We start from the raw sequence: 23,755 nt of genomic DNA, 5'->3' as shown, positions 1-23,755 counted from the left end.
GCGCCCGGGACCCCCGGCGCTCACGCGCTCGCCTTGCCCACCACCGGCGCCAGCCCGGCGGAACGCCCGACGGCCCCCTCGTCCCCGCACTGCCCCAGCCAGTTGGCGAGCATCAGGTGCCCGTGCTCCGTGAGCACCGACTCGGGATGGAACTGCACTCCCTCGACGGGCAGGTCTCGGTGGCGCAGCCCCATGATGATGCCGTCGGCGGTGCGGGCCGTGACCTCCAGTTCGCCGGGCAGATCGGCCGGTTCGGCGGCCAGCGAGTGGTAGCGGGTGGCCGTGAACGGCGAGGGGAGGCCGGCGAACACGCCCTTGCCCTCGTGGGTGACGAGGGAGGTCTTGCCGTGCAGCAGTTCGGGGGCGCGGTCGACCACGCCCCCGTAGGCGACGGCCATGGACTGCATCCCCAGGCACACGCCGAACACGGGCACGCCCGTCGCGGCGCAGTGGCGCACCATCTCGATGCACACACCGGCCTGCTCCGGCGCCCCGGGCCCCGGGGAGAGCAGGACGCCGTCGAAGCCGTCCTGGGCGTGCGCGGTGGAGACCTCGTCGTTGCGCACCACCTCGCACTCGGCGCCGAGTTGGTAGAGGTACTGGACCAGGTTGAAGACGAAGCTGTCGTAGTTGTCGACCACCAGGATGCGGGCGCTCACCGGGCGGCTCCTTCCCCGTCGACGGTGACATCGTTGAACGGGAGCAGCGGTTCCGCCCACGGGAAGACGTACTGGAACAGCACGTAGACGACCGCCAGGACCAGCACGAGCGAGATGGCCCCCCGCACCCACGCGTTGCCCGGCAGATGACGCCAGATCCAGCCGTACATGCCGTCCCTTTCCGTTTCGTTACGGGAACAGGTTACGGGGCGGGCGCGGGCCTGCGGGCGGGCTGTGGAAAGCCGGGGCGACCGGTCGGCCGGCCCGGGGCCCGGAGCGGTGGCCGCGGGAGCCGGAGGCGCCACCGGGCGGGGTGGCGGAGCGTGCGGCTAACCGGCGGGCTCGGCGTACTGGAGGTCGACGGTGCCGGTGTAGCCGGGCAGGGTGACCTTGCCGTCCTCCTCGACCTTCCAGCCGAGGCCGTAGGCCTTCACGTAGAGCTGGTAGTTCTGGATCGCGGGTGACGCGGTGAGCGCCTTGCGCAGCGCCTCCTGGTCACCGATGGCGGTGACCTTGTAGGGCGGCGAGTAGACGCGCCCCTGGAGGATCAGGGTGTTGCCCACGCAGCGCACGGCACTGGTGGAGATGAGCCGCTGGTCCATGACGCGGATGCCCTCGGCGCCTCCCTGCCACAGCGCGTTGACCACGGCCTGGAGGTCCTGCTGGTGGATCACCAGGTCGTTGGCCTGGGGCTCGGGGTAGCCGGGGGCCGCGCGGGCGTTCGGCGGGGCGTCGTCGAGGGTCACCGTGACCGCGTCGCCGGTGAGCTCCTCGGTGCCGGCCGCCTTCTCCAGGGCCCTGAGCTCGGCGTCCTGGGACCCGGTCGAGGCGTCGTCGCGTTCGGCGAGCGCCTCCACGTCCGCTCGTACGGCGGCGGTGGACTCCTCCAGGTCCTTGTTGTCCGTGCTGCGCTGCTCGATCAGGTCGCTCAGCTTGAGCATGGACGCATCGGTGCGCAGGTCCGTACCCTTGGCGGTGTTGAAACTGGTCACGAAGATGACGCCCGCCAGGGCGAAGACGGCAGCCGTGAGCAGGCGGACCGGTCGCCAGGTGAAGCGGCTGACCGGCCCTCGGGGAGAGTCGGCGGAATTGCTCAACGTACCCTTATCTCCTTCGGCACCGCGGAAGCACTACGCTAACGGACGCCCGGGGGAGGCCGTGGTCCCCCTCACGCCCGAAGCGGCGCCAGCCACCGTTATCTGCGCGGTCACGCAGCGCATCGACAGGAGAGTCCCTCGTGCCGAAGTCACGTATCCGCAAGAAGGCCGACTTCACGCCGCCGCCTGCCGCCAAGCAGGCAGCGAGCATCAAGCTGACGAGCCGCAGCTGGGTCGCGCCGGTCATGCTCGCGCTGTTCCTCATCGGCCTGGTCTGGATCGTCCTCTTCTACGTGACCGAGGGCGAGCTGCCGGTCCAGAGCTTCGGCAACTGGAACATCGTCGCCGGCTTCGGCTTCATCGCCGCGGGCTTCGGCGTCTCCACGCAGTGGAAGTAGCGTCTCCGCGGCCGGCCGCGGCCGGTCCCGGCTGACGGGCACCCGGGCGGCGGCGCTCTGCCGCGCCGAGGCCGCACCGGTTGTCCACACGGTTATCCACAGCCCGGGGAAAAGGTCAGAAGATCTGTGGATAACCAACACTCCGTTGACGCCGATCTGACCGCTTCACCCATGCCGGTGAACCACCGTGCCCCTCACCCTGACCGGAAAACTCCAGGTCAACAGCGAGGGGCACTGGCGTCCCCCACACGGCGCACAAGATCCGCCACCCACTGTGGACAACTGTGGGGAAAGCCGGGGAGCGACACCCGCGGAACCGCTCAGGTGAGCGCCATCGTCCGGCCGACGACGACACCGGTCGCGACCAGGAGCACCAGAGCGCACGTCGCGAACTGCACGGGGACCCGCTTGCGGCCGGACGGCGCGTGCACCATCCCGTACGCGATCGCCGCCCCGGCGACCAGACCGCCGACATGGGCTTCCCAGGCGATCCCCGGCGCCACGAACGTGATCACCAGGTTGATCGCCAGCAGGACCACGACGGGGCGCAGGTCCTGCCGCATCCTCCGCATCAGGACGACGGTCGCCCCGAAGAGCCCGTAGACCGCCCCCGAGGCCCCCAGCGACCCCTGCTGCGGCGCGGCGATCAGATAGGTGAGGGCGCTGCCCGCGAAGCCGGAGACCAGGTAGAGGGCGAGGAAGCGCACCCGGCCGAGCGCCTGCTCCAGCGGGCCGCCCAACCACCACAGCAGCAGCATGTTGAAGAAGATGTGCCAGATCTCCTGGTGCAGGAACACCGAGGTGACCAGGCGGTACCACTCTCCGTCGGCGGCCACCCCCACCACGTCGCGGAGCTGCGGGTCGTAGGCGCCGCCGATCAGGGTCAGCCGGTGCACGAGTTGGTCGCCGAGGACCAGCGTCAGCAGGAAGACCGCGGCGTTGAGCCCCACGAGCACCTTGGTGACCAGCCTCGGGTCCGAGGCAACCGCGCCGCCGGCGAGGGTCCGCGGCATGCTGGCGCCCGGTGAATGGCCCGTGCCGGAGCCGGTGCGCACGCACTCCGGGCACTGGAAGCCGACCGAGGCGCTGATCATGCACTCCGTGCAGATGGGGCGCTCGCAGCGGGTGCACCGGATGCCCGTCTCCCGCTCCGGGTGCCGATAGCAGCGCGGCAGCTCGTGCGCTCCCCGCGGATTCTGCGGGCTGCCTGGCTCCTGGTCCATGAGGTCCCCGTCCTTCCGGGCTCGCGACTACGCCCTGCCCATCCTTACGGACGGGCGGGCCGGGAGGTTCCCGGGGCCGCCACACAGGGGCCCGTGCCGGGCGCCCGCCCCGCCCGTCCCCCTCGGGACGTCCCCGAAGGGCCCGTACGGTCAGCGTTCGCGGGTCTCGACGACGACGGTCTCGATCGCGATGTCCTCGATCGGGCGATGGGTGCGGGGGTTGGTCGGCGCGGCGGCGATGGCGTCCACGACCTTCCGGGCGGCCTCGGTGCTCACCTCTCCGAAGATGGTGTGCTTGCGCGTCAGCCACGCGGTCGGCGAGACCGTGATGAAGAACTGCGAGCCGTTGGTGCCCGGGCCGGCGTTGGCCATGGCCAGCAGATAGGGACGGTCGAAGGCGAGCTCGGGGTGGAACTCGTCGGCGAACTCGTAGCCGGGTCCTCCGGTGCCGTTGCCCAGCGGGTCACCGCCCTGGATCATGAAGCCGCCGATCACCCGGTGGAAGACGGTCCCGTCGTAGAGCGGGTCCCGGGAGGCCGCCCCGGTGGCCGGGTGCACCCACTCGCGCTCGCCTGTCGCGAGCTCCACGAAGTTCTTCACGGTCCTCGGCGCGTGAAACGGCAGGAGCCGGACCTCGATGTCGCCGCGAGTGGTCTTGAGGGTGGCGTAGAGCTGCTCGGCCACGGTGTGCCTTCCGAAAGGTCTGTGTGTCTTCCCCGGCCTGCCGGCCGACTGCCCGATCCTCGCACGGACGGGGCCGTGGGAATGCCGAAGCGGCCGGTGGGCATGCGAAAGGGACCGGTGGCGCACGCGGCACCGGCTCGGCGGGGGTCGGCGGGGCAGCCCTCGGCGACCCGCCCGTACGTGTCCGGGGTGACCCGGATGCCCGCCCCGCATGCCGAGGCGGCCTGACCCGGGCATGATGTGCCATCGGGTGGAAAGGCGTAACTGTGCCCCATAAGGGGACATAAGCAGGCCCTCAGAACGCCACCGAGGAGGAGGATCCCGTGACCCGCAACGACAGCGTGCGCGCCGCGACCGGTTCGGCGAAGGACAGCGTCCTGCACGCCGCGGAAGTGGTGGCGCCCTACGCCGGCACGGCCAGGGACCATGCCGTTCTCTACGCGCGCGAAGCACGCGTCAGGCTCGCGCCCTCGGTCCACAGGGCCGCCGCGCAGGCACGCGCCCAGTACGACGTGTACGTGGCGCCGCGCGTGCCGCCCAAGGTCGACGAGGCCGCGCACCGTGCCGCCGTGCATGCCCGCAAGGCCGCACGTCAGGCGGCGGACTACACGACCCCCCGGGTGGAGTACGCACTGGCCGCGGCGCAGCCCGTCGGCAGGGAGGCGGCAGCCCGCTCGGCCGCCGCCATGGCGGCGCTGCGCGGCCAGGTGAGCGCCAAGGACGTCCAGAAGCTGGTGAGGAAGCACGAGCGGCGCTCACGCACCGGCCGCACGGTCAAGGGCCTGGCGGTCGCCGGTGTGGTGGCCGGCGGTCTGATCGCCCTGTGGAAGTGGTGGGACCGGCAGGCCAACCCGGACTGGCTGGTGGAGCCGCCGGCGGCCACCGAGGTCTCCGAGCGAGGTCGCCTGTCGTCCGTGGACGGCAGCGAGCAGGCCGGTCTGGACCCGGAGGTCCGGGCGAAGCAGGACGAGTCGGAGGCTGCGGAAGGCGACGAGGGCCGCTGACGCGGGCCGGGCCGGTTCCCCGCGGACCGAGGCGCCGGGAGAGGCGGACGCTCCCGGCGCCTCATGCTGCGATCACATAGGCGTCGCGGTGGGCGGCGACGGCCTCGGCGCGTGCCGGGTCGGAGCCGGTGGCCTGCGCGGCGGCCGCGTGGCGCTCGGCGACGTGGGCGGCGGTGCGGGGCGCACGGCCCGCGGTGGACCGGGCGAAGAGGGCACGGGCGGGGCGGACGACCACCGCGGCGGCGCAGAGGCGGCCGAGGGTCGCTGCGGGGCGGGCCAGCCGGGCGGCGGTGCGGGCGCTGAGCAGGGCTCGTCGGCCGCTGAGCGGATGCGCGGACGCCCCGGACGGGCTCCCTGCTCCGCACGCGGCCGGGACGGGATGCCCGACGGCCGCACCGGAGGGGGCGGGCAGGGCGAGCTGGCGGGCGGCCGGCGCGGCACCGTGCGCCTCGGCGCGGATGCGCTGCTTCATCGTGGGCGGCAGCGACCGGTCCCGTGCGGTGTACCGGGCGGCGTCGACCGACCTTCTCCTCTGGGCCGGTACCGCGCTGCGCGGCTTCCGCGTCCGCGGGGCGGCGGTACGGTCCGCCCGGGGAGCGGCCGGGTTCGGCGCGGCGGCGGAGCCGGCGGTGGACGCGGCGGCGGTGCCGAAGCCCAGTGCGGCGAGCAGTGCGAAGAACGCGGTGACGACCGCGGTCCACAGATTCCTGGCCGTGTTGGCAGCCATGACCCCTCACTTTCGGGTTGAGCGCTTTACATACCTTTCTCATGATGTGTACGCATCTCGGGGAGTGTGGGAGCGACGCCACCACCGCGCAGTTCTTCCGATGAACACCACCCGTCCGGCGCAGACACCACCCGCCCTGAAAGGGCGCGCACCGGATGCGGGCCCCGGATACGCGGGGTAGGGGTGCCGTATGCGGCCGCCTCCGGGCGGCTGGGCGGCCACCGCGGCCCCGGAGGGGCGAACCTGCTGCACGCACCGTCACAAGCCGCCGCGCGGCGGTGTCTTGAGGAGTGTGGACAGGGGACGAGACCGGCATCGCGGCACGGCAGCCCGAGGCGTCGGGACCGGCGGCGGGTGCAGCGGCACCCGGGCCCGTGCGCCCGCCCCGGGTGCCGCTGGCCCTCCGCTCGCACACGGCGGGCACGGGCACCGCAGCGGACGGCGAAGCCGGGCGCCCGGCAGCCGTGCCGCCCCGCGGCATCAGCGCGGAGCACGGGACGCAAACACCCCTCTGACCATGTCTTCGCAGGTCAGAGGGGTGAGAAAGTGGAGCCTAGGGGAGTCGAACCCCTGACATCTGCCATGCAAAGACAGCGCTCTACCAACTGAGCTAAGGCCCCGCGAACGGACGGACCGCCGCAGGACGGAGCGGGCGGACCCGTCACCGTCGCGGACCAGAGTACCGGGTCATCCCCGTGATCCCGCAATAAGGACCGGAGTCCTCTCGGGCCTCCCGGCGGCGGGCCGCGCTCCGTAGGATGCAGGCGGGTTCGCAGCAGCGAAGCCCGGTCGGGGACAGCGATGGGGAGGCGCGATGGACGCGGCACAGCAGGAGACGACGGCAAGAGCCCGGGAGTTGCAGCGCAGCTGGTACGGAGAGCCGCTGGGGGCGCTCTTCCGCAGGCTCATCGACGACCTGGGGCTCAACCAGGCGCGGCTGGCCGGAGTCCTCGGGCTGTCCGCCCCCATGCTGTCGCAGCTGATGAGCGGCCAGCGGGCCAAGATCGGAAACCCGGCGGTGGTGCAGCGCGTGCAGGCTCTCCAGGAGCTCGCGGGCCAGGTCGCGGACGGCAGTGTGAGCGCGGTCGAGGCCACGACCCGCATGGAGGAGATCAAGAAGTCGCAGGGCGGCTCGGTCCTCACCGCCACCAGCCACTCCGGCGGAACCTCGGGAGCCCCCACGGTCAAGCGCGTGGTGCGCGAGATCCAGTCGCTGCTGCGTTCCGTGGCCGCCGCCGGCGACATCATCGACGCGGCCGACTCCCTCGCACAGACCCACCCGGAGCTGGCGGAGTTCCTCCGGGTGTACGGCGCGGGCCGGACGGCCGACGCGGTCGCCCACTACGAGGCGCACCAGAGCTGACGGGCTTCACGACTCGGCACGGGGAACACGAGGCGACGAGGAGCGGGCGCAGCGGACATGGGTGAGGTCTTCGCCGGACGGTACGAGCTGGTGGATCCGATCGGACGCGGTGCCGTCGGGGCGGTCTGGCGCTCCTGGGACCACCGCAGGCGGCGGTACGTGGCCGCCAAGGTGCTCCAGCAGAGCGACGCGCACACCCTTCTGCGCTTCGTCCGCGAGCAGGCCCTGCGCATCGACCACCCGCATGTGCTCGCCCCCGCCAGCTGGGCGGCGGACGACGACAAGGTCCTGTTCACCATGGACCTGGTCGCCGGGGGCTCCCTGGCGCACGTCATCGGCGACTACGGTCCGCTGCCTCCGCGCTTCGTGTGCACCCTGCTCGACCAGCTGCTGTCCGGACTGGCCGCGGTGCACGCCGAGGGGGTCGTGCACCGGGACATCAAGCCGGCCAACCTGCTGCTGGAGGCCACCGGCACCGGCAGGCCGCATCTGCGCGTCTCTGACTTCGGCATCGCGATGCGCAAGGGCGAGCCCCGCCTGACCGAGACCGACTACGTCGTGGGGACGCCCGGGTACTTCGCCCCCGAGCAGATGCTGGGGGCCGAGCCCGACTTCCCCGCGGACCTCTTCGCCGCCGGGCTGGTCGGCCTGTACCTCCTCCAGGGGAGCAAACCCGACGCCCGGGCCCTGATCGAGTACTTCGCCCTGCACGGGACCCCGGGGGCACCGAACGGCGTCGCCGAGCCCCTGTGGCAGGTGCTCGCCGGTCTGCTCCAACCGGATCCACAGGCGCGGTTCCGCACCGCGACGGGTGCGCGCAAGGCCCTTGCCGCGGCAGTGGAGCTGCTGCCCGAAGCGGCGCCCGAAGAGGAACCGGTGGAGATCTTCGACCAGTTGGGACCGCTGCCTCCCGGTTTCGGCCCGTCCGGCCCCGCGACGGCCGACTCCGGCACGCGGTCCGGCGCCACCCCGGCCTCGGAGACCGGCAGCTTCCGCCTCGCCCCTCCGCCTGGGCCCTCGGCACCACGGCACCACGCGCCCACGGGCACCTCGGCCACCGGCAGCGCTCCCCCGGGGCAGGGAGTGCCGCGGCCCGAGCCGGGGCCGGCCGGACCGTCGGCGGCAGGCGTGCCGCCCGCGCCCGCCGCCCCGGTCCCACCTGCCCCGCCGTTCACCGCGCACCCGGCCCCCGCGCCCCACGACCCCTCGGCACCGACCCGGGCCTACACGGAGCACGGTGCGCCCCCGGCGGCGGCCCAGGGTGCCTTCACCACGGGCCCGGTGGCCGCTCCGGAGTCCCCCCGCCGGCCGGGACCGCCCACGAGGGTCGCCGTGCCCGTCCTCGTCGTGGCGCTGCTCTGCTTCGCCGTCGGGATCTGGGCCCTGACCCGTATCTGACCCGTGCTCACCAGGCCCGAGGCGCGGGCACGGTGACCGGTCCGCCTCGACAGCGACGGAGGCACACGGGCTGCGCGGGGTCCGGAGCGCCCTGCCCTCCCGCTCAGGAGGCGGGCGGCGGCCCGTACCCGCCCTGCCCGTGCACCGGCGCCTCGTACCGGCCCGGGTACCCGTCGTCCGGACCGAAACCGGGCACCGGCGGCGCCCCCGCCGCTTGGGCGGGCAGGGCGGCCGCCCCCGTGCCCATGGCCGCGCGCCGCCGTGCCGCCAGGGTCCACACCCCGAGCCCGAGCACCAGCAGGGTTCCGGTGCCCAGGGCCACGGCGGCGACCACGGCCATGGCACCACCGCTCTCCTGCGCGGCGTTGCGACCGGAGTCCGCGGCGGACCGGTCCTCGGAGGTGACCCGGAAGTCACCCGCCGGTCCCTCGTACCCCGGACCCGCCCCCGCCTCCCCGGTGACGTCGACGCGCAGGGTGAGCGGCAGCGGCCGGTCGCCGAAGGACCCGGCCGTCTCCGGGCTGAGCGTCACCGACAGGTAGTACCAGCCGGCGAAGCGCATGGCGCCCACGCTGCTGTCGGAGTCGTGGCGGTTCTCGTGGGCGACCGGCGGCAGCGGGTCGATCGACAGGCTCTTCTGCTTGCCGTCGTACCTCACCGCGGACTCCCGGTCCACCAGGCCGCGGGCCGGGTTGTACAGGGAGACCGCGAGCGCGTTGCCGACGCCGTCCCCCTCCGCGGTGCTGCTGCCGAGGTCGGCGCTGACGAAGAGCTGCTGCCCCCAGTCGACGGGGACCCGGTAGAACAGCGTCTCGCCCGGCGCGATCTCGTCCTGCCACTCCCCCTGGTCGAGCCCGGTGGCGTCATGGAACCCGTGGCCGCCCGCGCGTGCCGTCGGGCCGCCGGCCGGAGCCGCCGGGGAGGCCGAGGGCCACTCCTCGGGAGCCTCGGTGGGTACCGGGGCCGCGGGCCTCGGCTCGGTGACGAGACGGATCTCCACCTGCCACGGGCCGGGCGAGGAGTCCTGTTCGCCGTTCCGCTCCAGCAGCACGTAGTAGGGCCCGGCCTCCTGGCAGGTGCTCCGTCCGGTGATCCGCCGCTCGGCGTAGTCGGCGATCGGACGGGCGTAGTCCGCCGACCCGAAGCGCGCCGTGCCGCTGTCGCACGAGCGCCCGGAGCGGTCCTCGATCGTCACCGAGAGTCCGTCGCCGTAGGCGACCCGGCTGCCCGGCTCCGGGACGGCCACCGCGGAGAGGTAGGCGTCCACCCGGTCGTCGAGGTCGATCCGGTAGTAGCGCTTGCCCTCCGGCGCGATGCTGTCCCGGTAGGTCGAACCGGCCTCCAGCACGGGGCCCTCGGTGTTCACGGAGGCGCCGGACACCCGGTGCGCCCCCGTGTCGAAGGTGTACGCGCCCGGTCCGGGCCCCTCCGCTGCCGCGGCCGGAGCGGACGGTGCCGCGAACGCGCACACCGCGACGGCTCCGGCCAGTGCGCTCCGGGCTGCGCTGCGCTTCCTCACGCACGCCTCCTTGCGTCCGAGGGGTCCGCCACCGTGGCGGCCCCGTCTCCGGCGGCGCCCACCGCCTCTGCAGCCCGGCACACGGCGGGCGCCCGTTCCGCCGCCGCCCTGCGCCTGCGCACCAGGAGCACCGTGGCCGCTCCGGCGAGGGCGGCGAGCGCCATGCCGGACCATCCTGCCCCGGAGTCATGGGCGTTGTCCGCGCGAGGGGGTGCTTCACGCCCCCGGTCCACCGGGGTCCCGTCGGCCGCCGGGTCCGCCGGTCCACCGCCGTCCGCCGCGGGTGCCCCGGGACCCGCCCCGTCCCTCCGCTCACCGATGACCGACAGCCTGAGCACCACGCCCACCCGCGGATCGTCCGCGATCTCGGCGGCCCCGGCCCCCAGTGTCACCGCGATGTAGAAGCCCCCGCTCGTGTGCACGGGGCCGACATGGGCCCCGCTTCCGTAGCGGTTGGCCCAGGCGACGGGCACCGTCGCCATGTCCAGTGACGCCGACCGCCCGGCGTAGGCCGTGCGCCGGGTGCGGCCGTCCGCCTCCCCGACCGGGACCCGGGTCGGCGTGTACACCCGCGTGGCACCGTACGAGTGCTTCCCGGACCAGCCCTCGACCACGGGCTCCCCGGTGAACTCCACCGAGTACCGCAGCCGTTGGCCCCAGCCGACGGCCACGCGGTACCAGACGGTCTGCGAGGGGAGCAGGCCGTCCCGCCAGACCCCCGGCCCGATCTCCCGTGCGTCGTTGAAGCCGCTTCCTCCGCGGACCTCAACGGGTTCGCCGTGCGGGAGTTCGGCCGAAGCGGGGAGCGCGGCCTCCCCGCCGTCCCCGACCGGCGGCGGTGCCGCGTCCTCATCCGGCGGCTCCTCCAGGGTGTAGGCGAGTTCCAGCGGCCAGGGTGCGCCCCCCTGCCCGTCCTCGCCCGTCCGCTCCACCACCAGCAGGTAGCGGCCCGCATCGTCGCACCGCCCGGCTCCCCGGCGGCTCGGCACACGCGCCACCGCGGAGGTCAGCGGTACGGCGCCCTCCGCCTGGGCGAAGGACTCCGCGCCCGTCGCGCAGGCGCTTCCCTCGCCTTCCTCCGCGCCGCGTGCGGACCCGTCCCTGAGCAGCCGTGTCCGCAGTCCGGCACCGGGGTCGGCCGCAGCCCCGGGGTGGGGCACCGCAGTCGCCGAGAGGGTCGCCGTGGACACGCCGTCCAGCCGGAGGGAGTAGTGGCGCCGCTCGCCCGGTCCGAGGGAGTCGAGGTACTGCCCCGGTGCGAGCCCCGGGGCCCGGTCGCCTGAGACGGAACCGGACACCGGGGTACCGCGCAGGCGGTAGGAGTCCGCGGCGAGTTGCGCGCTGCGCTGCAGCTCCCGGGCGAGCGCCCCGGCGTCCGGGGCGTCGCGGTAGCGCCCGGCCCCCGCCGCGGCGACGCACTCCAGTTCGGCTCGGGCGGCACCGCCCACCTGGAAGCCGATGGCGTCGATGCGCACCCCCGGGGTGCCGCGGGCCACCTTGCGGGCCGCCTCGCAGGGCGGCAGCCCGCAGCCGTCGCGCCCGTCCGAGACCAGCACGATCGTGCGGGTGCCCGACGCACGGCCGACGGCCGCGGGAAGGTCCTGCGCCGCCCGCTCCAGCGCCGTCCCGACCGCACTGTCCCCGCGGGGCTCGAGGGACCGCAGGGCACGTGTCAGCCCGGCCTTGCCGAGCGGGTGGACGGGGACCAGCTCCCGGGTGCCCGTGCAGTCCCCGGCCGGTTCGGCGCCGTGGATCCGCAGGCCGGTGGGATGGCCCGCGGGGAGAGTGGCGACCGCGGTCCCGACGGCCTGCCGGGCCGACTCCAGACGGGTACGGCCGGTGCCGTCGTCCCCGGCCATCGAGGCGGAGCTGTCGAGGACGAGCACCAGTGCGCCCCGGTCACCGGCGGGCGGTGCGCCGCGTTGCGGCCCCTCCCGCGCGGTGCCCGCACTCCCGTCCGCCACAGCCTGCGGTCCCGCCGCCGCGAGGAGCAGAGCGGCTCCGACCGCGACCGCGGCTCGTCTGCGCTGCCGTACTCGCACGACGCCCCCTCCCCGTAGGTTTGCTATCGCAAGTCAGCAAGTTGCGATGGTGAACTCGTGAGGACCCCCGCCGCAGGCAGGGCCGGAAGACCGTTCGATCCCCGGGTGCACGGAACCCCGGCCGCATCCTGCGGCCGGGGTTCTCGTCTCAGCGTTCTGTGTCTCACACACCCGAACCTGCGGGCACGGAGTCGGTCGCCTCCGTCCACAGGTCCTGCTCGGCGCGATCCGCCTGGATCTGGCGGTACACGAGGAGCCCGCCGATGGCGGCCAGTGCGACCAGGAGGAGCTTCTTCACCGCGCGACCTCGTCTTTCCTTGACGTATGAGGGCTTCTGGCGCCCGACTATACACACCGGCCGATACCGATCGGTTACCTGCGTACGGACTCCGGACGCCGCCCCTCGCACGTGCCCGCGGGCCCGCGCGGCGGAGCCGATCCTTCCGGCGGACCGCCCCGCGGAACGGCCCGCCCGGGGCCGGCCGCCGCCGGGCCGGGGTGCCGACCCCCTGCCGCCGTGCCACGCTGAAGTCGGGCCGCACCGGCCCGGGGGGTCCGCCCGCACGGCAGCACCCCGACACCCGAGGAGGCCGACATGGCCGCTGACACCCGTCCCGGATCAGCCTCTGCGCAGCCGACCGCCCCCCACGGCCACACCTCCGGCGCGACGGTCCTCGCCGCCTCGCTGATGATCTTCGGTGGTGTGATGGCGATCTTCGAGGGCATCTCCGCCATCGCCGAGGACGACCTGTTCGTCGCGACACGCAACTACGTCTTCGAGTTCAGCCTGACGGGCTGGGGATGGGTGCATCTCATCCTGGGATTCGTCCTCGTCCTCGCCGGGATCGCCGTACTCGGCAGCGGAGCGCTGTGGGCCCGGTTCTTCGGCGTGTTCGTGGCGAGCCTGGGCGCGATCGCCAACTTCCTGTGGATCCCGTACTACCCGCTGTGGGCCCTGGTCCTGGTGGCCGTCAACATCTTCATCGTCTGGGCACTGTGCACGGGGATGCACCGCGAGGCGGGATGACGGAGGAGCAGCGCGGGCCGGACCTCCTCCGGGAGACGGCGCGGGGGAATCCCACCGGGGCACCCCGCGTCTGACGGCCCGTGCCCGGCCGCACCCGGCGCGGAGACCGGGGGTGGCACGCACGAGGGCCCCCGACCGGTTCCGGTCGGGGGCCCTCGTCTCATGTGGGGCTAACAGGATTTGAACCTGTGGCCTCATCCTTATCAGGGATGCGCTCTAACCAACTGAGCTATAGCCCCTCCGCGCTGCGCGCTGACCTCTGAAGATTAGCGCACCTGACGCGCAGCGCCAAAATCGGTTCCCGCGGGGTCGGCCCGGAGCCGCCCCGCGGCGGACCAGCGGCTACTCGTCCTCGGCGAGCGTGAGCTCCACACCGCCCACGAAGCCGGCCGAGAGGTTGTAGATGAAGGCGCCCAGGGTCGCCAGCGCCGTGGCGAGCACCACGTCGATCACGGCGATGACCGAGGTGAAGATCAGGACACGGGGCAGCGACAGGAACGACTGGAGGTCGAAGCCGTTGCTCTCGTTGGATCCGGTGGCCTCGCTGATCGTGCCGCCGACCGTGGAGAAGACCCCCATCGCGTCCATGACCATCCACAGCACCGCGGCCGCGACCACGGTGCAGATGCCGAGGGCGATCGACAGCAGGAAGCTGACCTTCATCACCGACCAGGGGTCGGCCTTCGCCACCCGCAGCCGTGCCTTGCGGGTTCGCGGCGTGGTGCGGGCGCCGGTGCGCGGAAGGCGCACCGCCGAGGCGGCCTGCTGCCCCGGACGGGCCTGGCCGCCCTGGGTTCCGCCGGGCGCCTGGTAGGCCTGCGGCGGGTGGTACGGCTCACGCTCGGGCTGCTCGTCGCCGTACGTCTCGTAGGGGGACTGCTGTCCCCGGGTGTCCGTCACTGTTGTGGCCCCCTGGGAGTCCGCGGCAGGGCCACGGGCACCGTTCGCTCCGGAAGCGGACGCTCCGGCACCCGTGGCTCCACTCACGCTTACTCCTCGTGCTCCCCTGCCGAGGACGGAGTGCCCTCGGCTGCCGACTCGGCCGCCTCATCGCCGGCCGCTTCCGTCCCGTCGACCTCTTCGGCCTCGCGACCTGCCTCGGCGTTGCGGGCGATACCCACGACGGCATCGCGCTTGCCGAGATTGATCAGTTGGACGCCCATGGTGTCACGGCCCGTCTCCCTGACTTCGTTGACTCGCGTACGAATCACACCGCCACCGAGGGTGATGGCGAGGATCTCGTCGCTCTCCTCGACCACCAGCGCGCCCACGAGCGACCCCCGGTCCTCCACGATCTTCGCGGCCTTGATGCCGAGGCCGCCGCGACCCTGGACGCGGTACTCGTCGACGGGGGTCCGCTTGGCGTACCCGCCGTCGGTTGCGGTGAAGACGAACGTACCGGTCCGGACGACATTCATCGAGAGCAGTTCGTCGCCCTCGCGGAAACTCATGCCCTTCACGCCCGAGGTGGCACGGCCCATCGGGCGCAGCGCCTCGTCCGTCGCGGTGAAGCGGATGGACTGCGCCTTCTTGCTGATCAGCAGCAGGTCGTCCTCGGCGGACACCAGCTCCGCCCCGATCAGCTCGTCGTCGCCGCCGGCCTCGGTCTCGCGGAGGTTGATCGCGATCACACCGCCCGAACGGGGGGAGTCGTAGTCCTTCAGCGGCGTCTTCTTCACCAGCCCGGCCTTGGTGGCGAGCACCAGGTAGGGCGCGGCCTCGTAGTCGCGGATCGCGAGGATCTGGGCGATCTGCTCGTCCGGCTGGAAGGCCAGCAGGTTGGCGACGTGCTGGCCGCGGGCGTCCCGGCCGGCGTCCGGCAGCTCGTACGCCTTCGCCCGGTAGACCCGCCCCTTGTTGGTGAAGAACAGCAGCCAGTGGTGGGTGGTGGAGACGAAGAAGTGGTCGACGATGTCGTCTTCCTTCAGCTTCGTGCCGCGCACACCCTTGCCGCCGCGCTTCTGGGACCGGTAGTCGTCGGTCTTGGTGCGCTTGACATAGCCGCCGCGCGTGATGGTGACGACGATGTCCTCCTCGGCGATCAGGTCCTCCATGGACATGTCGCCGTCGAAGGGGACCAGCTTGGAGCGGCGGTCGTCGCCGAACTTCTCCACCAGCGCGGCGAGCTCCTCGCTGATGATGGCGCGCTGCTTCTCGGGGGAGGCCAGGATGCCGTTGTACTCGTCGATCTTCGCCTGGAGCTCGTCGTGCTCCTGGACGATCTTCTGCCGCTCCAGGGCCGCGAGCCGCCGCAGCTGCATCTCCAGGATGGCGTTGGCCTGGATCTCGTCGATCTCCAGCAGCCCCATCAGCCCCTCGCGGGCCACCTCGACGGTGTCGCTGCGCCGGATCAGGGCGATGACCTCGTCGATGGCGTCGAGGGCCTTGAGCAGGCCGCGCAGGATGTGCGCCCGCTCCTCGGCCTTGCGCAGCCGGAACCGGGTGCGGCGGACGATGACCTCGACCTGGTGCGTCACCCAGTGGCGGATGAACGCGTCCAGCGAGAGGGTGCGCGGCACACCGTCGACCAGGGCCAGCATGTTGGCACCGAAGTTGGTCTGGAGGTCGGTGTGCTTGTAGAGGTTGTTGAGCACCACCTTGGCGACGGCGTCGCGCTTGAGCACGATCACCAGCCGCTGGCCGGTCCGGGAGGAGGTCTCGTCGCGGACGTCCGCGATCCCGCCGATCCTGCCGTCCTTCACCAGGTCGGCGATCTTCTGCGCGAGGTTGTCCGGGTTGACCTGGTAGGGGAGTTCGGTGACCACCAGGCACTGGCGGTTCTGGACCTCCTCGACCTCCACGACCGCGCGCATCGTGATGGAGCCGCGTCCCGTGCGGTACGCCTCCTCGATGCCCTTGCGGCCGACCACCAGGGCACCCGTGGGGAAGTCCGGGCCCTTGATGCGCTCGACCAGCGCGTCGAGCAGCTCCTCGTGCGTGGCCTCCGGGTGCTCCAGCGCCCACTGGGCACCGGCCGCGACCTCGCGGAGGTTGTGCGGCGGGATGTTGGTGGCCATGCCCACCGCGATACCGGCGGAGCCGTTGACCAGGAGGTTGGGGAAGCGCGACGGCAGGACCGTCGGCTCCTGGTTGCGCCCGTCGTAGTTGTCCTGGAAGTCGACGGTCTCCTCGTCGATGTCCCGGAGCATCTCCATGGACAGCGGCGCCATCTTGCACTCGGTGTAGCGCATGGCGGCGGCCGGGTCGTTGCCCGGGGAGCCGAAGTTGCCGTTGGAGTCCACCAGCGGCATCCGCATCGACCACGGCTGGGCCAGGCGCACCAGGGCGTCGTAGATGGAGGAGTCGCCGTGCGGGTGGTACGTGCCCATCACGTCGCCGACGACGCGGGCGCACTTGTAGAAGCCCTTCTCGGGGCGGTACCCGCCGTCGTACATCGCGTAGAGCACCCGGCGGTGGACGGGCTTGAGGCCGTCCCGCACGTCGGGCAGCGCTCGCGAGACGATGACGGACATCGCGTAGTCGAGGTACGAGCGCTGCATCTCGGTCTCGAGACCGACCGGTTCGATCCGCAGCTGCGGGCCCTCGTCCTCGGTGGCGGTCACGGGAGTGTTCTCGTCGGCCATTGCTGGTCTTCAGTCCTTTCGTGCGGTCAGCTGAGACCGACTCAGATGTCGAGGAAGCGGACGTCCTTGGCGTTGCGCTGGATGAACGAGCGCCGCGCCTCGACGTCCTCGCCCATCAGCACCGAGAACAGGTCGTCGGCCTGTGCGGCGTCGTCCAGCGTGACCTGGCCGAGCACCCGGTGCTCGACGTCCATGGTGGTGACGCGCAGCTCCTCGGCGTTCATCTCGCCCAGGCCCTTGAAGCGCTGGATCGAGTCCTCCCTGATGCGCTTGCCGGCCTGCTTGCCCATCTCGACCAGGGCGTCGCGCTCGCGGTCGGAGTAGGCGTACTCGAAGTCGTCCCGGCCCCACTTGATCTTGTACAGCGGCGGGCGGGAGAGGAAGACGTGCCCGGCCTCGACCAGCGGCCGCATGAAGCGGAAGAGGAAGGTCAGCAGCAGGGTGTTGATGTGCTGGCCGTCGACGTCGGCGTCCGCCATCAGGATGATCTTGTGATAGCGGAGCTTCTCGATGTCGAAGTCCTCGTGCACACCCGTGCCGAAGGCGGAGATCAGCGCCTGGACCTCGGTGTTCTGGAGGATCTTGTCGATCCGGGCCTTCTCGACGTTCAGGATCTTGCCGCGGATCGGCAGGATGGCCTGGTACATCGGGTTCCGGCCGGACTTGGCGGAGCCGCCGGCGGAGTCGCCCTCGACGATGAAGATCTCGCACTTCGTCGGGTCGTTGGACTGGCAGTCGCTCAGCTTGCCGGGCAGCGAGGCCGACTCCAGCAGGCCCTTGCGCCGGGTCAGGTCGCGGGCCTTGCGGGCGGCCACGCGGGCCGTGGCCGCCTGGATGGCCTTGCGGACGATGTCCGCGGCCTCGTTCGGGTTGCGGTCGAACCAGTCGGTGAGGTGCTCGTGGACGACCTTCTGGACGAAGGTCTTGGCCTCGGTGTTGCCGAGCTTGGTCTTCGTCTGGCCCTCGAACTGCGGCTCGCCGAGCTTGACCGAGATGATGGCCGTCAGGCCCTCGCGGATGTCCTCGCCCGTGAGGTTGTCGTCCTTCTCCCGGAGCAGCTTCCGGTCCCGGGCGTACCGGTTGACCAGGCCCGTCAGGGCCGCACGGAAGCCCTCCTCGTGGGTACCGCCCTCGTGGGTGTGGATCGTGTTCGCGAAGGAGTACACACCCTCGCTGTACTGCGAGTTCCACTGCATCGCGATCTCGACCGAGAGCATCCGCTCCCTGTCCTCGGAGTCCACGTCGATCACGGTCGGGTGGATCAGCTCCCCCTTGCGGGAGTTGAGGTACTTCACGAAGTCGACGATGCCGCCCTCGTAGAAGTAGGTCACCGACCGCGCCGGCTGCACCTCGGCCGTCTCGGCGGCGTCGGGGTCGTCGGCGTTCATCGTCGCCCGCGCCGACTCGCGCTCGTCCGTCAGGGTCAGGGTCAGGCCCTTGTTGAGGAAGGCCATCTCCTGGAAGCGGCGGGAGAGCGTCTCGAAGGAGTAGTCGGTGGTCTCGAAGACGTCCGGGTCGGCCCAGAAGGTCACCGAGGTGCCGGAGTCCTCGACCTGCTCGTGCTGGGCCAGCGGCGCGGTGGGCACACCGAGCTTGTAGTCCTGCGTCCAGCGGTAGCCGTCGCGCTTGATCTCGACGGAGACCCTGGAGGAGAGCGCGTTCACCACGGACACGCCCACACCGTGCAGACCGCCGGAGACGGCGTAGCCGCCGCCGCCGAACTTCCCGCCCGCGTGCAGCACCGTCAGCACCACCTCGACGGCGGGCTTCTTCTCCACCGGGTGGATGTCCACCGGGATGCCGCGGCCGTTGTCGACGACGCGCACACCGCCGTCGGCCAGGATCGTGACGTCGATCGTGTCCGCGTGGCCGGCGAGGGCCTCGTCGACCGAGTTGTCGACGACCTCGTAGACCAGGTGGTGCAGTCCCCGCTCACCGGTCGAGCCGATGTACATGCCGGGGCGCTTGCGGACCGCGTCCAGACCCTCGAGGACGGTGATCGCGCTGGCGTCGTACGAGGCGGTGACCTCGCTGCTCCCACCGGCGGCAGTGGACGGGGTGTTCTCGTTGGGGTTGCCGGAATCGGCCACGAAGCGCCCTTTCTGGCACAGCACGAGCCGTTCTCCGACGGGCGGGAGCGGCTGCGTCTTTCGGCATCTGATCGACGTGTCCCGCGAGATTCGCGGGATTGTGCACCAGTCTACCGGTACCGGCGACCCGAATGGGGGTTTGGCGGTAGCTGAGTTCGCATGTGCCGCCCTGGCAGTCCACCGCTCGACTCCCCATATCCGGGAAGGGGCTCCAAGAGGCTCACACCGGCTTTGAGCGCTTCGGGCTGTCAACCCCCCGCTACCGAGAGGGACGCCCCCTGTGCGCACCGGGGCTCCCGGGGACCGCGCAGCGCCCCGGAAGCCTCCGCCGAAGGAGCGGGGAGGGGAGGGATCAGCCGTAGGTGTCCCCGGGCCCGGTGCTGCCCGGCGCCCTCAGCGGGCCGTACCGGCGCTGCGGGGCACCCGGCCCGACCACCTTGATCGCCCGGACCGTGCCGTGGCCGAGGTCCTCGTTGAGCCGGGCCACCAGACGGGGGGCGAGCAGGCGCAGCTGGGTGGCCCAGGCGGTGGAGTCGCACTGGACCGTGAGCAGCCGCTCCTCGGGGTCCTCGTCGTAGCGCAGCGGGACGCAGTGCCTGGCCAGGTCCTCGCCGACGATCTGCGGCCAGCGCCCCATGACGCCGCCCACCGCGGCGGGGGTCTCCCACCCGCGCTCGGCGATCAGCCGGTTGATCGCCGCACCGAGGGGCAGCGGGTCCCGCCCGTCGGCGCGGGCGCCGGAGCGCAGGCCGCCCCGGCGTGCCTGCTTCTTCTGCTGGGCCGCGGCGCCCCGCGCCCTGGCCTGCTCCTTCGCCGCACGCAGCGCGACCCTGGCCAGGTCCACACCGGAGGGCTCGGCGGTGGCTGCACGGGCGCCGGACTCGGAGGTGCTCATGCCCCGCGCACCTCCCCGTCGGCCACGGTGTACCGGCTGCCGGCGAGCACCGCGGGAACGTCGTCGCCCACGGCCGCGGTGACCAGCACCTGCTCACCGGGGGCCACCAGTTCCGCGAGGCGCTCGCGGCGGCGCGCGTCCAGCTCCGCGAAGACGTCGTCCAGCACGAGCACCGGTTCGTTCCCCTCGGCACGCAGCAGTTCGTAGGAGGCGAGGCGCAGTGCGAGGGCGAAGGACCAGGACTCCCCGTGGCTGGCGTAGCCCTTGGCCGGCAGCCGGCCGAGCCGGAGCACCAGGTCGTCCCGGTGGGGGCCGACCAGCGTCACACCGCGCTCGATCTCCTGGCGGCGCGCCTCCTCCAGGGCCGCGAGCAGGTGCGCGTAGAACTCCTCGCGCCCGTGCGCCTCCCCGGCCCCGGCGGAGGCGGAACGGTACTCCAGCGCCACGGGTCCGCCTCCCGGCGCCAGCGCCTCGTAGGCCTTGTCGGCGAGCGGCTGGAGCGCGGTGATCAGCTCGCCGCGCCGGGCGAGCACCTCGGCGCCGGCACGGGCCAGGTGCTGGTCCCACACGTCCAGGGTGGACATGTCCATGGAGCGGCCACCGTGGCGCCGGGCCATGGCTGCGGACTTCAGCAGGGTGTTGCGCTGCTTGAGGACCCGCTCGTAGTCGGAGCGCACACCCGCCATCCGCGGCGAGCGGGCGGTGACCAGGTCGTCGAGGAAGCGCCGCCGCTCCCCGGGATCGCCCTTGACCAGGGCCAGATCCTCCGGGGCGAAGAGCACGGTGCGCAGGATGCCGAGCACGTCGCGTGGTCTGACCTGCGAGGACCTGTTGATCCGCGCCCGGTTGGCCTTGCCCGGGTTGAGCTCCAGCTCGATCAGCTGGGAGCGCTCGCCCTGGGTGACGGCGGCCCGGACCACGGCGCGCTCGGCGCCCATGCGGACCAGCGGGGCGTCCGAGGAGACCCGGTGGCTGGAGAGCGTGGCCAGATAGCCGACGGCCTCCACGAGGTTGGTCTTGCCCTGGCCGTTCGCCCCGACGAACGCGGTGACGCCCGGGCCGAGGGGTACCTCGACCCGGGCGTAGGAGCGGAAGTCGGCCAGCGACAGGTGCGTGACGTGCATGGTGTGCGCCGACCTTCCCGCGGCGGCCCGTGCACGGGGTGTGCACGGGCTGTGGACTACTTCTTGCTCTCGACCGCGTGGCCCCCGAACTGGTTGCGCAGCGCGGCGATCATCTTCATCTGCGGGGAGTCGTCCTGGCGGGACGCGAACCGCGCGAAGAGCGAGGCCGTGATCGCCGGGAGCGGTACGGCGTTGTCGATGGCCGCCTCCACCGTCCAGCGGCCCTCGCCCGAGTCCTGGGCGTAGCCGCGCAGCCGGTCGAGGTGCTCGTCCTCGTCCAGGGCGTTGACCGCGAGGTCCAGCAGCCAGGAGCGGATGACCGTGCCCTCCTGCCAGGAGCGGAACACCTCGCGCACGTCGGTGACCGAGTCGACCTTCTCCAGCAGCTCCCAGCCCTCGGCGTAGGCCTGCATCATGGCGTACTCGATGCCGTTGTGGACCATCTTGGCGAAGTGGCCGGCGCCGACCTTGCCGGCGTGCACGGAGCCGTGGGCGCCGGCCGGCTTGAGCGCGTCGAAGACCGGCTGGACCTTCGCGACGTGCTCGGCATCGCCGCCGTACATCAGGGCGTAGCCGTTCTCCAGGCCCCAGACGCCGCCGGAGACACCGCAGTCGACGAAACCGATGCCCTTGATGCCCAGCTCGACGGCGTGCTTCTCGTCGTCCGTCCAGCGGGAGTTGCCGCCGTCGACGACCACGTCGCCGGGGGAGAGCAGCTCCGCCAGCTCGTCGATGGTGGACTGGGTCGCGGCTCCGGCCGGGACCATGACCCACACCACGCGCGGGCCCTTGAGGCTGCCCACGAGCTCCTCCAGGCTGTGGACGTCCGCGAGGTCCGGGTTGCGGTCGTAGCCGATGACGGTGTGGCCTGCGCGGCGGATGCGCTCGCGCATGTTGCCGCCCATCTTGCCGAGGCCGACGAGACCGAGCTCCATCTGAGATTCCTCAATCGTTTGTGTGCCGTGTTCCTGCCCGGCTCCGAGACTACGCCCGGCGACCGGCGCACACCTGTGGGGTCACGCGCTCAGAAGCCCTGCTCAGCCGCCTCGCGGCAGTCGCCGGCAAGCCGGCGGCGCGTCAGGGCGGCGCACCCGGTCCGGGCGGGGGCCCGCCCGGACCGCACGCGGGTCAGCCGCTGAGGCGGACCGGCATGATCAGGTACTTGTACGCCTCGTCCGCCTCCGCGTCGACGGCGGGCTTGCCGCTGAGCAGCGCGGGCTTGGTGGAGGTGGTGAAGGAGAGCTGGGCGACCGGGGAGTCGATGGCGCTCAGGCCGTCGAGCAGGAAGGTCGGGTTGAAGGCGATCGAGATGTCGTCGCCGTCCAGCTGGGCGTCCACGCGCTCCACGGCCTGCGCGTCGTCGCTGGAACCGGCCTCCAGGATCAGCACGCCCTGCTCGAAGCTGAGCCGCACCGGCGTGTTCCGCTCGGCGACCAGGGCCACGCGCTTGACGGCCTCGACGAACGGAGCCGTCTCGATCACGGCCACCGAGTTGAACTCGGTGGGGAACAGCGTGCGGTACTTCGGGAGGTCGCCCTCGAGCAGACGGGTGGTGGTGCGGCGCCCCGCCCCCTCGAAACCGATCAGGCCCTCGCCCGCACCGGAGCCGGACAGCGCCAGCGTGACCGTGTCGCCGCTGGTGAGCGCCTTGGCGGTGTCGAGCAGGGTCTTGGCGGGCACCAGGGCGACGGCCGAGGCATCCGGGCTCTCGGGCTTCCACAGGAACTCGCGGACCGCGAAGCGGTAGCGGTCGGTGGACGCGAGGGTGACGGTGTCCCCCTCGATCTCGATGCGCACGCCCGTCAGCACCGGCAGCGTGTCGTCGCGCCCGGCGGCGATGGCCACCTGGGCGGCGGCCGAGGCGAAGACCTCGCCCGGCACGGTGCCCGTGGCGGTGGGCATCTGCGGCAGGGCCGGGTACTCCTCCACGGGCAGGGTGTGGAGCGTGAAGCGGGAGGAGCCGCAGACCACGGTCGCCCGGACGCCGTCGGTGGAGATCTCCACGGGGCGGTTGGGCAGGGCGCGGCAGATGTCCGCGAGCAGGCGGCCGGAGACCAGGACCGTGCCGTCCTCCTCGACCTCCGCCTCCACCGAGACCCGGGCCGAGACCTCGTAGTCGAAGCTGGAGAAGCTGAGCGCGCCGTCCTCCGCCTTCAGCAGAAGGCCAGCGAGAACCGGCGCCGGCGGACGGGCCGGAAGGCTCCGGGCCACCCAGGCCACCGCCTCCGCGAGTACATCGCGCTCCACCCGGATCTTCACCGGAACCGCCTCCTGCTGTTGCTGGCTCGCCCTGCTGGCCTTCGTCGTCGGCTTGATGCCGGAGACCAGTCTGACGCACGGCGCGGACACTCGGTGCGGCTCGGGGTCAAGTCGGGACGGGGGAGGCCGGGGGCACCGGGCTCGGGTTGTGCACAGGCCCCCCTTCCAAGCGGATTCCCCGGTAACTCTGAGTGGGAGTAGTAGTAGGGCCTGTGGAAACCGTGGATAACGCCGTTGGCGCAGGTCAAGCACGGTTTTTTGTCCACCGCCCCTGTGGGCCGGGGCCGTGGACAACCGGCGCCGCCTGTGGACGCGCGAAAGTTCTGCACAGTCGATGCACAGCCCCGGGGGACTTCTCCCCAACGGCGTCCCCAGCTTTACCCACGTTCCCCACAGGCCAACCCGGCAGCTTGGTGTGACGGCTTTCACTCCACCCGGTGAGGGACGGTGTTGCGTTGCCGAACAGTGGACAGGGGTGGGGAAAAGCTGTGGGCAACCGCGGGCTCCTTGTGGGCCGCCGGTGGACGACGAGGATCGGGGTTTCGGGAAGATCGGGATCTCCACAGCCTGTGGAGATCCTTCGGCCACAAGTCCACAACCGGCTGAGCAGGGCCGACGGCACGGCGAGGCGGGCACCTGTGGACAGGTTCGGGACAACCTGC

General features: G+C 72.2%; 20 protein-coding genes, 2 tRNA genes and 1 pseudogene. 5 read left to right on the top strand and 18 right to left on the bottom strand.

All coding sequences use genetic code 11. The features are described from left to right. Positions 1 to 20: 20 nt before the first annotated feature. The 3 genes from NPS70_RS02860 to NPS70_RS02850 form a co-directional block, all read right to left on the bottom strand. Positions 21 to 659, bottom strand: a complete 639-nt coding sequence (locus NPS70_RS02860) for an aminodeoxychorismate/anthranilate synthase component II (RefSeq protein WP_256522312.1) — start codon at positions 657 to 659, stop codon at positions 21 to 23. Next, positions 656 to 829 carry a hypothetical protein gene (locus tag NPS70_RS02855; RefSeq protein WP_256522311.1) on the bottom strand — a complete coding sequence of 58 codons (174 nt, stop codon included), beginning with the start codon at positions 827 to 829 and terminating at the stop codon, positions 656 to 658. The genes NPS70_RS02860 and NPS70_RS02855 overlap by 4 nt, the downstream gene beginning before the upstream one ends. Positions 830 to 988: 159 nt before the next feature. Continuing rightward, positions 989 to 1,756, bottom strand: a complete 768-nt coding sequence (locus tag NPS70_RS02850) for a DUF881 domain-containing protein (protein ID WP_256522306.1) — start codon at positions 1,754 to 1,756, stop codon at positions 989 to 991. 140 nt (positions 1,757 to 1,896) lie between these two features. Between NPS70_RS02850 and crgA the strand changes: the two genes are divergently transcribed. After that, complete coding sequence (crgA, locus tag NPS70_RS02845) at positions 1,897 to 2,154, top strand: cell division protein CrgA (RefSeq protein WP_256522304.1); 258 nt, start codon at positions 1,897 to 1,899, stop codon at positions 2,152 to 2,154. Between the two features lie 320 nt (positions 2,155 to 2,474). Here the strand turns inward: crgA and NPS70_RS02840 are convergent, their stop codons facing one another. Continuing rightward, positions 2,475 to 3,377 carry a rhomboid family intramembrane serine protease gene (locus NPS70_RS02840; protein ID WP_256522302.1) on the bottom strand — a complete coding sequence of 301 codons (903 nt, stop codon included), beginning with the start codon at positions 3,375 to 3,377 and terminating at the stop codon, positions 2,475 to 2,477. A gap of 150 nt (positions 3,378 to 3,527) precedes the next feature. After that, the gene (locus tag NPS70_RS02835; RefSeq protein WP_256522300.1) at positions 3,528 to 4,061 is read right to left on the bottom strand and encodes a peptidylprolyl isomerase; all 534 of its coding nucleotides are present in this window, start codon (positions 4,059 to 4,061) and stop codon (positions 3,528 to 3,530) included. Positions 4,062 to 4,384: 323 nt separating this feature from the next. On the opposite strand from NPS70_RS02835, the gene NPS70_RS02830 reads away from it, so the two are divergent. Then, the gene (locus tag NPS70_RS02830; RefSeq protein WP_256522298.1) at positions 4,385 to 5,065 is read left to right on the top strand and encodes a DUF5324 family protein; all 681 of its coding nucleotides are present in this window, start codon (positions 4,385 to 4,387) and stop codon (positions 5,063 to 5,065) included. 382 nt (positions 5,066 to 5,447) lie between these two features. On the opposite strand, the pseudogene NPS70_RS28840 reads toward NPS70_RS02830, so the two are convergent. Next, positions 5,448 to 5,792: pseudogene (locus NPS70_RS28840) on the bottom strand (DUF6344 domain-containing protein); the annotation flags it as partial. A 547-nt stretch (positions 5,793 to 6,339) separates the two neighbouring features. Then, positions 6,340 to 6,412: transfer RNA gene (locus NPS70_RS02820), tRNA-Ala, on the bottom strand. A 194-nt stretch (positions 6,413 to 6,606) separates the two neighbouring features. Between NPS70_RS02820 and NPS70_RS02815 the strand changes: the two genes are divergently transcribed. Then, on the top strand, positions 6,607 to 7,155 hold the full coding sequence (locus NPS70_RS02815; protein ID WP_256522294.1) for a DNA-binding protein: 549 nt from the start codon (positions 6,607 to 6,609) through the stop codon (positions 7,153 to 7,155). Between the two features lie 57 nt (positions 7,156 to 7,212). Beyond that, positions 7,213 to 8,553, top strand: coding sequence for a serine/threonine-protein kinase (locus NPS70_RS02810; protein ID WP_256522293.1), 1,341 nt, complete (start codon positions 7,213 to 7,215; stop codon positions 8,551 to 8,553). Positions 8,554 to 8,656: 103 nt separating this feature from the next. Here the strand turns inward: NPS70_RS02810 and NPS70_RS02805 are convergent, their stop codons facing one another. The 3 genes from NPS70_RS02805 to NPS70_RS02795 form a co-directional block, all read right to left on the bottom strand. Beyond that, a complete protein-coding gene (locus NPS70_RS02805; RefSeq protein WP_256522291.1) occupies positions 8,657 to 10,072 on the bottom strand; it encodes a hypothetical protein in 1,416 nt (471 codons plus the stop codon). Next, a complete protein-coding gene (locus NPS70_RS02800) occupies positions 10,069 to 12,114 on the bottom strand; it encodes a VWA domain-containing protein (protein ID WP_256522290.1) in 2,046 nt (681 codons plus the stop codon). The genes NPS70_RS02805 and NPS70_RS02800 overlap by 4 nt, the downstream gene beginning before the upstream one ends. Before the next feature lie 163 nt (positions 12,115 to 12,277). After that, entirely contained in the window at positions 12,278 to 12,412 is a 135-nt protein-coding gene (locus NPS70_RS02795; RefSeq protein ID WP_003958712.1) for a DLW-39 family protein, read from the bottom strand. Between the two features lie 297 nt (positions 12,413 to 12,709). On the opposite strand from NPS70_RS02795, the gene NPS70_RS02790 reads away from it, so the two are divergent. Continuing rightward, positions 12,710 to 13,141 carry a hypothetical protein gene (locus NPS70_RS02790; RefSeq protein WP_374211924.1) on the top strand — a complete coding sequence of 144 codons (432 nt, stop codon included), beginning with the start codon at positions 12,710 to 12,712 and terminating at the stop codon, positions 13,139 to 13,141. A gap of 165 nt (positions 13,142 to 13,306) precedes the next feature. On the opposite strand, the gene NPS70_RS02785 is transcribed toward NPS70_RS02790, so the two are convergent. The 8 genes from NPS70_RS02785 to dnaN all read right to left on the bottom strand — a co-directional run bounded on the left by NPS70_RS02785 (position 13,307) and on the right by dnaN (position 23,093). Beyond that, a tRNA-Ile gene (locus NPS70_RS02785) sits at positions 13,307 to 13,380 on the bottom strand. Between the two features lie 103 nt (positions 13,381 to 13,483). After that, positions 13,484 to 14,041, bottom strand: coding sequence for a DUF3566 domain-containing protein (locus tag NPS70_RS02780; protein WP_256522283.1), 558 nt, complete (start codon positions 14,039 to 14,041; stop codon positions 13,484 to 13,486). Between the two features lie 89 nt (positions 14,042 to 14,130). Then, positions 14,131 to 16,725 (bottom strand): DNA gyrase subunit A, encoded by a 2,595-nt coding sequence (gyrA, locus tag NPS70_RS02775; RefSeq protein ID WP_256522282.1) that lies wholly within the window; start codon positions 16,723 to 16,725, stop codon positions 14,131 to 14,133. A 41-nt stretch (positions 16,726 to 16,766) separates the two neighbouring features. After that, a complete protein-coding gene (gene gyrB / locus NPS70_RS02770) occupies positions 16,767 to 18,839 on the bottom strand; it encodes a DNA topoisomerase (ATP-hydrolyzing) subunit B (RefSeq protein WP_256522281.1) in 2,073 nt (690 codons plus the stop codon). A 328-nt stretch (positions 18,840 to 19,167) separates the two neighbouring features. Beyond that, positions 19,168 to 19,710: a DUF721 domain-containing protein gene (locus tag NPS70_RS02765; protein ID WP_256522280.1), complete on the bottom strand. Its 543-nt coding sequence runs from the start codon at positions 19,708 to 19,710 to the stop codon at positions 19,168 to 19,170. Beyond that, positions 19,707 to 20,834, bottom strand: a complete 1,128-nt coding sequence (gene recF, locus NPS70_RS02760; protein ID WP_256522278.1) for a DNA replication/repair protein RecF — start codon at positions 20,832 to 20,834, stop codon at positions 19,707 to 19,709. Before recF ends, NPS70_RS02765 begins: the two co-directional genes overlap by 4 nt. Positions 20,835 to 20,890: 56 nt before the next feature. After that, positions 20,891 to 21,769, bottom strand: coding sequence for a phosphogluconate dehydrogenase (NAD(+)-dependent, decarboxylating) (gene gnd / locus NPS70_RS02755; RefSeq protein ID WP_256522277.1), 879 nt, complete (start codon positions 21,767 to 21,769; stop codon positions 20,891 to 20,893). A 193-nt stretch (positions 21,770 to 21,962) separates the two neighbouring features. After that, on the bottom strand, positions 21,963 to 23,093 hold the full coding sequence (gene dnaN / locus NPS70_RS02750; RefSeq protein ID WP_138057578.1) for a DNA polymerase III subunit beta: 1,131 nt from the start codon (positions 23,091 to 23,093) through the stop codon (positions 21,963 to 21,965). Positions 23,094 to 23,755: the final 662 nt, after the last annotated feature.

It is taken from the genome of Streptomyces sp. C10-9-1 (assembly GCF_024497955.1).
Lineage (GTDB): Bacteria > Actinomycetota > Actinomycetes > Streptomycetales > Streptomycetaceae > Streptomyces > Streptomyces sanyensis.
The sequence above is the reverse complement of the archived record's forward strand: the minus strand, read 5'-3'. Positions and strand labels throughout refer to the sequence as shown.